Below are 12,150 nucleotides of genomic sequence, written 5' to 3'. Positions count from 1 at the left end.
CCCCCACCCTCACCAGGACAGTAACGCCTGCGTTACTTTATCGCCGTGAACCAGAAAGACAAGCAGCGGGAGGCGACGAAGCGGGCGTTCGTGGAGGCGCTGGCGGAAGAGCTGGCGTCGGGCCGGGCACCCACAGTGGAGGGGGTCGCGGGGCGGGCGGGGGCGAACAAGGCGCTGGTGTACCGCTATTTCGGCGGGCTGCCCGGGTTGATCGCCGCGTATGCGGGGGATGAGACGTTCATGCCGTCGGCCGCCGAGTTGCTGGACCTTGGCGGCGTCTCGGGCGAGGCCTCGGCGCGGGAGCGGTTCGCGGCCTGCGTCACGGCGACCGTGGCCGCGCTGGCGAGGCGGCCGGCGACGGTCCAGGTCCTCCTCCGACTGTCGACGTTCGACGAGGCGATTTTGGCGGCCCTCCGCGAGGGCCGAGCCCGGGGCGTCGACGAGATTCGCAAGGCGTTCGGCGAGCCCGGCCCGGAATTGGGGTTCGACGCGGACGTCGCCTTCAGCCTGCTGATCTCCGGCGCCTGCCAGATCCTCGGCGCGCGGCGGACGACCTGGATCGAGGCCGAGCGGCCCGTCTCCGAACTCGCGGCCGAGCTCGACCGGACGATCCGAGGCCTTCTCGGCGTCCCGTGCTGAAGCCGACGGCCTGGCCGACGCGGCGACGCAGGATCTCAAGACACAAGCACTTCGGACGAAACCACTCCGGCCGCGAACCGGAATCGGGCGCGGGGAGTCTGGAGGATCGTGTTGCTCGCCGCCGATAGGTGGGCTAGAATCAAGAAGCACGCTTCGATCGTGCTTACCCGCGCATCAAACACGATGCCACCTCTCCTTTTCTCACCGCGAAGGAGCCCGACGATGTTTTCACTCTCCCGCCCTATTGAATCGTCGGGCCTGATTCGCCAGTTCGCCGCCTCTGCGAATCGCTTCTAAGCGAGAGCGGATCGCACGTCCGAACCCGCGAGACCTTCTCGCCCCTCTCCGCGCCCGTCGCGGAGGTCCATTGCGAGATCGGGCCCTTCCCCCCTTCGTGCCGCCGCGCCCGTCGATCGGAGCCGGCGGTCGGTGACGCCCCGCGCCCTGCCGGGATGCGTCGAGGAAGCCTCACGGATAGCCGTCAATCAGGAACGAGGACGATCATGGGACGTCATTTCCCCCTGCGCCGGAGTGAGGATTGGAACCCGGGCGAGGCGAGCGATCGCGAGGGATCGCGGCTCCCGAGCGCGCGGCGCCGTCGAGGCAGTCGCGGCGGCGGGCCCACGGAGCCGAAGGACCGCAAGGCGATGCAGCTCTGCCATCAGGTGGCCGTGACGCTGAGCGAGGTCCTGGCCGATTGCGGCGACCCGCTGCTCCAGGGCCTCCAGGTCGTCGGCGTCGAGCCGGCGCCGGACGCCTCGCGGCTCTCCGTCGCCCTGGCCTGCGACGACGGCCGGACCCTGGAACGCATCGAAGACCACCTGGCCAAGGCCTCGGGCCACATCCGCGGCGAGGTCGCCCAGGCCATCACCCGCAAGCGCACGCCGGTGCTGATCTATCACCTGGCCCCGGCCGGCGCCCTCGGCTGAGCCCAACAGGCCGCCATCGCCCCGAAGCCGTCGCCGACGCCTCTTCCCACTCGTGAGTGAAGGGGCGTCGGCGCGTTCATACGTTCCCCCCTGGTTGGGGAAGGGTGATCGAGGAGGCCTCATGTCCTCCGACGAATCCCGCCTCAGCGATCCGAGGGCTCGACGAGCCAGAGACGCCGCAGCAGGGCGTGGACCTCGGCGTCGTGCCTTGCCAGCTCGGCGCGGACGAAGGGGTAGAAGTCGTTCACGCCGAAGAGGGATTCGGAGGCCTCGGCGAAGTACTCCATCGGGTTCGTCAGCGCGTAGTGTCGCTGCTCGCGTCCGTTGATGTGGAGCACCTTTTCATACGTCTTCGCCTCGCGCGCCCGCTCCAGCGCCGAGGCGATCTCGGAGTTCGCGAAGCTCCCCTCGACGAACTGGTGGTGATAGCCGTGGGCCAGCTCGTGGAGCACCATCCAGGGCTGGTCGCGACACCAGTCGAGGAAGTTGCGGGCGTTGGCGATCTCGACGCAACGGGCCTTGTCCGGGTTCATGTCGTGCTCGCGCAGCCAGCCTGCGTCGGGGTGGTACGCCATGCAGGGATGGTGCGGCTCGGCCCGTTCCACCCAGATCGGGATCATCCGCAGCTTCGCGACGGCCTCGGGCGGCACGACGCGGACGATGGCCCGAAGCTGGTCGGCCAGGAGCGACATCGCCCGCGACGCCAGTTCGGGCTCGTCGCGCGGAAGGTCGCGATGCACGCGGACGGTCCATCCCTCCACGTCCCGGGTCTCGTAGCGGTCGGTCGGCTCCTGCGCCGACGCGGCCGGAGCGAGGGCGAGCAGCAGCGCGAGGATCGCCGGCGCGGCGATCGGGGGGCGTCGGGTCATGAGGGGCGTCCCAGGTCCGGGGAGGTTCGTCAGCGGGAGGGTTGGTAGGCCAGCCAGAGGGCTCGGAAGTAGCGGAGGACGCGATCGGGGTCGGTGCTCTCGGGGATCTCGGCGAGGGTGTAGCCGTCGTAGCCGCTCGCGTCGAGGAGGCTGAACAGTTCGCGCCAGGGGTATTTCTCGTCGGTCAGGTCGCGGAGGTGGACGGTCCGGATCTTGTCGGCGACCAGCCGGAAGTTGGCGGCGATCGAGCCGCCTCCGGCGGGCACGTCCTGGGGGTTGGAGTTCCAGCAGACGCCGACGTTGGGGTGATCGGCGTGCTCGATGATCCGGGCGAATCCGGGCCATTCCGAGGTCCCCGCGCCGTGGACCTCGACCCGGATCTCGATCCCCTGGCCCTGGGCGTCCTCGCCGACCTCGTGCAAGGCCGCGCCGATGCGACGGAAGACGGTCTCGGGATCTTCCCCTTTCGGGAGCCCGTTGGGCCGGACCTTCACGCCAGGCGCGCCGACGTCGTGCGCCAGCCGGACGTACTCCTTGGTGTCCGCGATCTGCTTGCGGACGACCGCCGGGTCCGGGCTCTGGTATTCGAACGCGCTCCCCAACCCGACGAGCTCGACGGGCGAGTCCTCGAACCGCTTGCGGACCTCGCGGCGCTCGTCGGCCGAAAGCCCGACCTCGACGCCGTGGCGGTGCGTCGTCCGCAGCTCCACGCCGGCGTAGCCCAGCCCTTCGAGCTTCTGCAAGAGGGTGGGGAGGTCCCAATCCTTGGCGATGTTGTAGGTCACGATCCCGAGTTGGAGCATGGCGTCTGGCCTCGATCGTCGGGGGATGCAGGGCGGTCGGCTCTCGAACGATTGTGACGCCCCGCACGGCCCGCACAAGGGGGCGGTCCGGCCGTCGGCCGCAAGCTCGATCGTCGGCGGGCGGTTGCACCGCGCGCCGGGGTGGGGCATCATCATCGAGGCGTCGCCGCGCGGGCCGGTCGCCGCCGGGAGAATCCAGACGATGACCAGATCTTCACGTTTCCGGATATGGATGATTCGGGGGCTCGTCGCCCCGGGGGCAATTCTCATGGGGACGCCGGACGCGGAAATCGCCGCGCAGACGAACTACGACGAGGCGGCGGTCCGGCCTTACACGCTGCCGGACCCCCTCCGCACGGCCGAGGGGCGGAGCGTCACCTCGCCCGACCTCTGGGCGAAGGCCCGGCGGCCGGAGCTGCTCAAGCTGTTCGAATCGCAGGTCTACGGCAAGACCCCCACGCCCTCTCAGCCCATCCCGATCTCCCACGAGGTCGTCTCGGAGGAGCCCGAGGCGCTCGGCGGCAAGGCGATCCGTCGCGAGGTGACGATCAAGTTCGGCGAAGGGGCCGACGCCCCCCGCATGGAGCTGCTGATCTTCCTGCCGAAGCAGCCCACCGGGGGCCGACCCGTCCCGGCGTTCCTGGGGCTGAACTTCGAGGGGAACCACGCCGTCACGAACGACCCGGGCGTGCGGATCTCAACGGCCTGGATGCGGCCCGGCCAGGAGAAAGGGGTCGTCGACAACAGGGCGACCGAGGCCGGGCGGGGCCGCGTCGCCGACCGCTGGTGCGCCGAGCGGGTCGTCGAACGCGGCTACGCGCTGGCGACGGCGTACTACGGCGACATCGACCCCGACTTCGACGACGGCTTCCAGAACGGCGTCCACCCGCTCTTCTACCGACCCGGCCAGACGAAGCCCGACCCCGACCAGTGGGGCTCCATCGGCGCGTGGGCCTGGGGCCTGAGCCGGGCGCTCGACTATCTCGCGACCGTCCCCGAGGTCGACGCCGCGAAGGTCGCCGTGCTGGGCCACTCGCGGCTGGGCAAGACGGCGCTCTGGGCCGGGGCGCACGACCCCCGGTTCGCCCTGGTGATCTCGAACAACTCCGGGGAAGGGGGGGCGTCGCTCGCCCGCCGGAACTTCGGCGAGACGACGGCGAATCTCAACAAGAGCTTCCCCCACTGGTTCTGCGGCAACTTCAAGCAGTACTCCGGCCACGAGGACAAGCTCCCGGTCGACCAGCACGAGCTGATCGCCCTGATCGCCCCCCGCCCGGTCCTGATCAGCAGCGCCGAGGACGACACGTGGGCCGACCCTCGCGGCGAATTCCTCGCCGCCCAGGCCGCCGACCCGGTCTACCGGCTGCTGGGGACCGACGGCTTCCAGCTCGCCGAATGGCCCGCCCCCGCCGAGGACTCGCTCAGCAAGGGGACCATCGCCTACCGCTACCGCCCCGGCAAGCACGACGTCCTCCCGTCCGACTGGGAGGCGTTCCTGAAGTTCGCCGACGAACATCTGAAGAAGTAAGAGTCCGTTCCGGAAGTGCGCCGTGGTCCGATCGACGCCCTTCCCCCCTCGCGGGCTTGTAGGGGGAGGTATTCTGCAAGATTCTGGGCTGAAACAGGTTGCGTGGACAAATCGCACGGAATCGCGGCCGTTACGGAAGTCGATCAATCATGTGCCAGAACGCCGCCGTGATCTGGCCCCGTAAATCACGGGGTTCTCCACGAACGGTGGACTCGGGCGTCGATCCGAAGCCCCGAAATCACGATCAGCAACCTCTCTCAAAACCAGTAGTTGCGAAAATACCTCCCCTTGTAAGCCCCTCGCGGGGGAAGGCGGCCCGAAGGGCCGGATGGGGGGGGGGACGAGCACCGCGGCCGTCGGCGTCTCGGTCGGCCGGACTGCAAATTCCGACGAATGGCCGTGCTCGTCTTCCCCCTCATCTGACCCCTCCGGGGTCTGTCTTCCCCCGCGAGGGGGGAAGACTTTCATCGCACGGAATCGGTCGGCGTTTCGGTCGGCCGGACTTCGAGTACCGACGGCTGCCGTTCGCCATGATGGGACAGATTCCAACCCGAACCCGGCGCGGGGGCGCGATCGCCCTGCGCCGGGAGAACCGGCCTCGCCATGCCTTCACGCCGTCCCACGTCGTCCGGCCGCATCCTGGCCTTGCTGGCCGGGCTGGTGGTGCTGCGGGCCGTCGCGGGCGTCGTCTCGAATTACGGCGACTACCTGCCGCCCGATTTCCGCTCCGACTTCCTGCACGGGCGTGAGGGCCATTTCCGGGGGGCCTATCGGTGGGCCTTCTACGCCCACATCGCGTCCGGCCCCGTCGCGCTGATCCTGGGCCTGTTCCTGGTCGGCGAATGGTCGCGGACGAGGCTCCGCGGGTGGCATCGCCGCCTGGGATGGGTGCAGGTGGCGTGCGTCCTTGCGGTGGTGACGCCCAGCGGGCTCGTGATGGCGCGCCACGCCGCGGCGGGGCCGGTGGCGGCGGTCGGGCTGGCGACCCTGGCGATCGCCACCGCCGTCTGCACCTTCCAGGGCGCGCGGGCGGCGGCGAGGCGACGATTCGCGGACCATCGCCGCTGGATGTGGCGGAGCTATCTGTTGCTCGCCTCGGCCGTCGTGCTCAGGCTGATCGGCGGGCTGGGCGTCGTCGCGGGGGGCGTCGCCCCCTGGTTCGACCCGCTCGCGACCTGGCTCTGCTGGCTCCTCCCGTTGGCGGCCTTCGAGCTGTCCGAGCGAATCCAACGCGCCCCCGGGCCGATCACAGTTCGTTGACGACCTCGCCGTCGTCCCCGGCGATCGTGATCATCGCCCGGCGCTCCTCGGCCGGCATAGTAGCACTCAGGAAACGGGCGTGCCCGTCGACGAAGACCGCGTTCCAACCTCCGTTGTGGTGCAGCTGGGTCTTCGGGCCGATCCCCATCACCAGCGCCTCGTCCGCATCCGTCGGGGCCATCCAGGGGACGGCGCCCTCCTCGCCGGCCTCGATCACCAGGAGCGTCGACGCATGGGAGTCCGTGACGTCTTCCAGGGAGCGGGGCCTATCAGGGAGGAGACCTCCGCCCGGCGCGACGATCGCCAGGTAGGTCGTCGTATTCGGGGGACCGGCCGACTCGGGGCACCGGAAGACCGAGAGGGGCGTCTCCCGCGCCTCGGCGTTCGCCGGATCGTCCCAGGGCTTCGACAGGTCGATCTTGCGGTAGAGCGGCTCCATCTCGAGATACGGCAGGATCAGCGTGCGCCAGCTATGCAACGGCCGCCCCTCCGCATCCACCGTGTAGGCGGGCGGCAGGGCCTTGTGTTCCTGTCGATAGTTGCTGAGCGCCAGCGCAATCTGCTTGAGATTGTTATTGCACTGGGCTCGCCTCACGGCGGCCCTCCCGCCGCTACGACTCAACGGCAAGATCAGTGCGATCAGCAGAGCGATGACGGCCAGCATCACGAGGACCTCGACGAAGGTCAGCCCTCGCCTCGCGCCGGGCCTCAGGTGTTTGTCGAAACCGGTCGACATGGACATGCCCTCCGATAACTCACTTCGCCGCGCCGAGGATTGGCGGTCGCCTCGTTCGATTCCATGCTATCTCATCAGAGATTGTCCCATAAGGTGGGAAAGTGGGGCGATTCGACGCCTTCCCTCCTCGCGGGGGAAGGCAGACCCCGCAGGGGTCGGATGAGGGGAAGACGAGCACGCACGCCGTCGGATTTCGCAAGCTGGCCCGACGTTAGGGCGACGGCCTTCTCGTTCGTCACCCCCTCATCCGGCCCTCCGGGCCACCTTCCCCCGCGAGGGGGGAAGGACGTCGTTCAATCCGTCGGCCCCCCTTTCAGCACTCCTGTCCGCGAGGCGTGAGTGACCAGATCGCCGTCCCAAATCCGCACGGCGCGGCATTGTCTCTGATGGGGCGGTCTCGGCCGAGCCTGTCGGTTTCGCGTGCGAAGCGGCGAGACAGGCGTCGGACGGACGATGAGTTTCGACCGAACGAAGCCATCCCGGCCCCCGATTCCATCGAATCAAACCCATTAACACGAATGATTTACAACGCAATCTAGAAATCGGCTTCGGTCGCGAACGAAGCCAATTCCGGCGTCAGCATTCGACGGCGGCCGGGGGGGCGTTCTCGGCCCATTCGAGGGAGGCGACGACGGCGAGGATGGCTTCGGGGTCGGCGGGTTTGACGAGGTGGTGGTCGAAGCCAGCCTCGTGGGAGAGGCGGCGGGCCTCGTCGTCGGCGTAGCCGGTGACGGCGGCCAGGGGGAGGGCGGCCAGCTCGGGTCGGGCGCGAAGCTTCCGGGCGACCTCGTAGCCGTTCATGCCGGGGAGGCCGATGTCCATGAACACCACGTCGAAGGCGTGGGCGCAGACGGCCTGGAGGGCGGTCGGGCCGTCGTGGACGACCTGGACGTCGTGGCCCTCGAACTGGAGGAGCATGGCCAGGCTCTGGGCGGAGGTGACGTTGTCGTCCACGACCAGGATCCGCCGGGGCGTGATCGAGGGAGGGGCCTCGGGCTCGGGGGGGGCCGGTTCGAGCTCCGGCTCGGGTGCGGTCGCGAAGGGGATTTCGGCCGGGTCGGGGATCCAGACGGGGAGGCGGACGACGAACTCGGAGCCCCTTCCAAGGCCCTCGCTGCGAGCCTCGACGGTCCCCTCGTGCATCTCGACGAGGCTCCGGACGAGCGACAGGCCGAGTCCCAGGCCCCCTTCGGAGCGGTCCAGGGTGCGATCGACCTGGGTGAAGACGTCGAAGACGCGGTCGAGCATGGGGGCGGGGATGCCGATCCCGTCGTCGAGGACGCGGAAGACGACGCGGCCGTCCTCGACGCCCGCCGAGATCCGGATCGAGCCGCCGTCCTCGGTGTACTTGGCGGCGTTGAGCAGGAGGTTGGAGAGGACCTGGGCCATGCGGAGCGGGTCGGCCAGGACCAGGACCTTCTCCGGGGGGGTGGCGATCGTGAGGCGATGGCGGTGGGCGTCGATCTCGGGCCGGCTGGTCTCCACGGCCGCCGAGACGACGGCGGCGACGTCGACCGGCTCGCGCTGGAGGCGGACCTTCCCCCGATTGACGCGGGCCAGCTCCAGGAGGTCGCCGACCAGATGAGAGAGCTGGCCCACCTGGCGGTCGATGACGTCGAGGGTCCAGGCAAGGTCGGGGGCGACGCCCCCGCGCCGCTTCATCACCCGGACGGCGTAGCGGATCGGGGCGAGGGGGTTGCGCAGCTCGTGGCCGAGCATGGCGATGAACTGGTTCTTGCGGTGGTCGGCCTCGGCGAGGTCGGCGGCGTTCCGCCTCAGCTCGTCCTCCAGTTGCTTGCGCTCGGTGAGGTCCAGGCAGAAGGCGACGATCGGGGCGCGGGGGTCGATCCGGGTCTCGTCGAGGCGGGCGAGGCCCAGGAGGATCGGCAGGACGCGGCCGTCCTTGCGGCGGACCTGGATCTCGAACGGGGTGCAGCTCCCGCGACGGGCGAGCTGGACGCGGCAGCGGCGGATCCAGCGGCCGGACGTGTCGGCGACGATGTTCAGCCAGTGGACGCCGCCGTCGATCAGGTCGTCTCGGGAATAGCCCACCATCTCAAGGAAGGCGTCGTTGGCGTCGGTCAGGGCGCCGGTCATCTCGCCGAAGGCCACGCCGAAGATGTTGGCCTCGACCAGGCGGCGGAGCCGGGCCTCGCTGGTCCGCACCTGGCGCTCGGCGGCCTGGCGATGGCTGAGGTCGGTGGCGATCGCCAGGAAGCCCCGGAGGGTCCCCTCGGGGTCGCGGACGGCGGTGACGGCCAGGAGGACCGCGATCCGGGTCCCGTCCTTGCGGACGAAGGTCCACTCGCGGACGTCGTGGCCGTCGCGGCGGGCGTGGGCGACCAGCGCCTCGAAGCCCTGCACCGGCCGGTCCAGCTCGGCGGCGAGCTCGACGGCCCGCGCGTCGACCTCGGCCGGGTCGTGGAGGATCAGGGGGGTGGCCCGGCCGACCATCTCGCCGGCGGCGTAGCCGAGCATCCGCTCGGCCCCCGTGTTGAAGATCATGATCAGGCCGCTGGGATCGGTCACCAGGATCGACGAGTGGGTCGAGGCGTCCAGCATGGCGTTGAGCCGGGCGTTGATCTCCACCTGCTCGCGGACGGCCTTGCGGCGCTCGGCGAACAGGCCGATCTGGCGGCCCATGGTCGTCAAGACCTGGAGCAAGGGCTCGTCGCGGACCAGGGGCTCGCGGCTGAACAGGGTCAGCACCCCGACCAGCGGGCTCTTCTCGGCGTCGGCCACCGGGATGATGACGGCTCCCCGGAGGTCGTTCCGGGCCTCCGGCGACGGGGCCCCGGACGCGTCGGGGGGGGGGGCGGCGATCTCGGAGACCCAGGCCGGGGCCCCGGTCGTCCAGACTCGGTCCATCGGCCCGGCGAGCGCGGCGTTGGGGATCAGGGCGGAGGCGTCGCCCGCCCAGCCGGCGTCGACCCGGCCCGAAGCCCAGGGACGGCCGGCGAGCCGAGGGGTGCGAGCCTGCCGGTCCCAGATCCAGAACGCGGCGACGTCGAAATCCAGCGTCCGGCCGATCGTCGCCAGGAGATGCGGGATCGCCTCGTCCAGCCGCATGCAGTCCCCCAGGATCCGCATCACGGCGTACTGGGCCTCCAGCCGCCGCTCGTCGCGCTTCCGCTCGGTGACGTCGGTCTGGACCGAGAGGTAGTTCACCAGCCGGCCGTCGGCGTCGAAGATGGGCTGGATCTCCATCGTCGCCCAGTATTTCCGGCCGCTCTTGGCGTAGTTGAGGATCTCCGCCCGCACCGGCTTCTCGGCGCGGAGCCGCTGGCCGACGTAGGCGCGAACGGCCGGGTCGGACTCGGGGCCCTGGAGCAGCGAGCCGGGGGTGCGGCCGACGACCTCCGCGGGCTCATAGCCGGTGATCCGGGTGAAGCCCTCGTTGACCCACTCGATCCGACGCCGGGCGTCGGTGACGATCATCCCCTCCTCGGTCCGGCTGGCGAAAAGCTGGAGCCAGCGCGCGTCGCGATGGGCGCGGCCCAGGGCCTCCTGCAAGGCCTCGGCGTCGGCGAGCGCCTCCGGGTCCTCGGCACGGGCCGCGGCGCGTCGCGCGCGGGCCGCCAGGCCCAGCGCGACCGAGCCCGCCGCCACGGCCCTACCCAGATCCAGCACCAGCCGAAGGCCCGCGGAATCGCCCAGGCCGAGCGCGTGCACGAACGCCGTCGCGGCGGTCAGGACGGCGAACGCGGTCAGCCCCCAGACGATCGCCGGGGAGAGCCGGCGGGTCGAGACGCTCGTCAGGCGCAGCCGCTCGACCGCCAGCAGAACGGCGCAGGCCACGGAGGCCAGGCCGACGGCGAGTTCCAGCGCCCAGACGGCGGCTGCGTATCCCGACGACGGCGACAGGGCCGCGAGCGAACCCATCACGATCGAGACCTTTCGAGTCGTTTCATGTCCGCGTCCTCGTCCCTCATGGGTGTTCATCCTGAAGCACGACAGCGTGGATCGAGGGCGTCCGGTTGATCTTCGGGAGGACCGACCGCCGTCCCAAGATATACCGGCCGCTCGACCGGATCTCAACCAGTTTTTGCGACCGGGGGCGGGGCCGTGGCCGGCGACGGCCGCCCAGATCCACAGGTCCTCCCGAGCCCCCCGTCTCGACCCGGGGTACTGCGATTGACGGCGGCGTCGAACCGTCCTACACTCGCCCGCTGTCGACGACGGGGACGAATCGGTCGAGTCGAGGATGAGGCCGGGCTTTGCTATGCGGAAAGGATTCCGCCCCATGCGTGCGAACTGGGGGTTTTCGGCCGTCGCGTCGCGACGGGCCGTCCTTGGCTGTCTGGCGGCGGGGCTGGCCGGGGCCTGGGGCTGCAACCCGCGTAAGGACCAGATCCGACCGGACAACCTCCTGGGGCGGATCGGCAACCGGCAGGGCGAGATCATCGAGCCCAAGAAGTGCGCCCTCCGCATGGCGGTCGTCACCCGGCCGTTCCGCGACCCCGTCGTCAACGAGATCGCCTGGCGGGCCGTCGACGAGCAGTCCGTCGCCCCCGAGGAGCGGCTGGCGTTGCAAGCCAACGGCATCCGCATGGGCCGGATCACCGGCGACCTCCCGCGCGAGCTGGAGGCCCTGCTCAACGCCCCGCCGCCCCACAAGGTGGAACCGATCACGTTCCTCGTCCCCGAGGGGACCCAGGAGTTGCTCACCGTCTGCGACAAGGTCGACCAGGCGAGCCTCCTGCTCAACCTGGACCGCCGCGTCACCGGCAAGGACTACAGCGAGGCCAGCGGCTTCTACCGCGTCACGCCCGAGCACTACGAGTCGGGCTCGGTGTCCCTCCGGCTCACGCCCGAGATCCACCACGGCGACGTGCAGCGGTCCTACCAGCCGCTCCAGCAGCCGTCCCCGTACTCCCCCCAGGAGTTCAAGATCGCCGACGGCCAGCAGCAGGAATCGCTCCGCGACCTGACCGCCAACCTCGTCGTCGAGCCCGACCAGGCCGTCGTGCTGGGCTGCCTGCCCGACCAGGAGCGGAGCCTGGGCGCGTTCCTGTTCACCGCCTCCGCCGACCACCCCGACCGCCGCAGCCAGCGCCTGGTCCTGATCTGGGCCGGCCGCAACCAGCTCGGCGTGCTTGAGGAGAAGCCCTCGAAGATCGTCGGCGACGTCGCGGCCCAGCCCGGCGCCGACCTGGCGACGGCCCGGCCCACGCCGGCCAAGGACGAAGCCGCCCGTTGACCTTGCCCCCCAGGAGCGCGACCATGGAAGGCGACATCGGATCCGGAGATCGGCGGAACCGACCCCCGACGGGCATCGAACCGAAGCTCGCCGGCGGTTGTCGGAAGCGCTGGGTCGGCCATGCCGCGCATGAGCCGAACGCGGGACCGTTGCGGCCGTCGTGGGCCTCTCCCCCCAGTCCTCGCC

The 12,150-nt window shown here is 70.2% G+C and carries 9 protein-coding genes; 5 read left to right on the top strand and 4 right to left on the bottom strand.

Going from position 1 to position 12,150, the window contains the following annotated elements:
• Positions 1-45: 45 nt before the first annotated feature.
• Together VT85_RS01000 and VT85_RS00995 are read left to right on the top strand one after the other, a co-directional pair.
• Positions 46-639 (top strand): TetR/AcrR family transcriptional regulator, encoded by a 594-nt coding sequence (locus tag VT85_RS01000; protein WP_068409389.1) that lies wholly within the window; start codon positions 46-48, stop codon positions 637-639.
• A 647-nt stretch (positions 640-1,286) separates the two neighbouring features.
• Positions 1,287-1,568, top strand: coding sequence for a ribosome-binding factor A (locus tag VT85_RS00995; protein ID WP_156512600.1), 282 nt, complete (start codon positions 1,287-1,289; stop codon positions 1,566-1,568).
• 143 nt (positions 1,569-1,711) lie between these two features.
• Here the strand turns inward: VT85_RS00995 and VT85_RS00990 are convergent, their stop codons facing one another.
• Positions 1,712-2,437 carry a hypothetical protein gene (locus tag VT85_RS00990; protein WP_068409386.1) on the bottom strand — a complete coding sequence of 242 codons (726 nt, stop codon included), beginning with the start codon at positions 2,435-2,437 and terminating at the stop codon, positions 1,712-1,714.
• Between the two features lie 29 nt (positions 2,438-2,466).
• Complete coding sequence (locus tag VT85_RS00985; protein ID WP_068409385.1) at positions 2,467-3,240, bottom strand: sugar phosphate isomerase/epimerase family protein; 774 nt, start codon at positions 3,238-3,240, stop codon at positions 2,467-2,469.
• Between the two features lie 268 nt (positions 3,241-3,508).
• On the opposite strand from VT85_RS00985, the gene VT85_RS00980 reads away from it, so the two are divergent.
• Positions 3,509-4,768: an acetylxylan esterase gene (locus VT85_RS00980; RefSeq protein ID WP_156512599.1), complete on the top strand. Its 1,260-nt coding sequence runs from the start codon at positions 3,509-3,511 to the stop codon at positions 4,766-4,768.
• A gap of 603 nt (positions 4,769-5,371) precedes the next feature.
• The gene (locus VT85_RS00975; protein ID WP_068409384.1) at positions 5,372-6,028 is read left to right on the top strand and encodes a DUF2306 domain-containing protein; all 657 of its coding nucleotides are present in this window, start codon (positions 5,372-5,374) and stop codon (positions 6,026-6,028) included.
• Here the strand turns inward: VT85_RS00975 and VT85_RS00970 are convergent.
• Complete coding sequence (locus VT85_RS00970) at positions 6,015-6,764, bottom strand: DUF1559 domain-containing protein (protein WP_197491025.1); 750 nt, start codon at positions 6,762-6,764, stop codon at positions 6,015-6,017. The two genes, VT85_RS00975 and VT85_RS00970, sit on opposite strands and share 14 nt — an antisense overlap.
• A gap of 576 nt (positions 6,765-7,340) precedes the next feature.
• Complete coding sequence (locus VT85_RS00965) at positions 7,341-10,646, bottom strand: PAS domain S-box protein (RefSeq protein WP_068409382.1); 3,306 nt, start codon at positions 10,644-10,646, stop codon at positions 7,341-7,343.
• 361 nt (positions 10,647-11,007) lie between these two features.
• On the opposite strand from VT85_RS00965, the gene VT85_RS00960 reads away from it, so the two are divergent.
• Positions 11,008-11,964: a hypothetical protein gene (locus tag VT85_RS00960; protein ID WP_068409381.1), complete on the top strand. Its 957-nt coding sequence runs from the start codon at positions 11,008-11,010 to the stop codon at positions 11,962-11,964.
• The last annotated feature ends 186 nt before the right edge of the window (positions 11,965-12,150 follow it).

This window comes from Planctomyces sp. SH-PL62 (assembly GCF_001610895.1).
GTDB lineage: Bacteria > Planctomycetota > Planctomycetia > Isosphaerales > Isosphaeraceae > Paludisphaera.
This window is presented reverse-complemented; position numbering and strand designations above follow the sequence as displayed.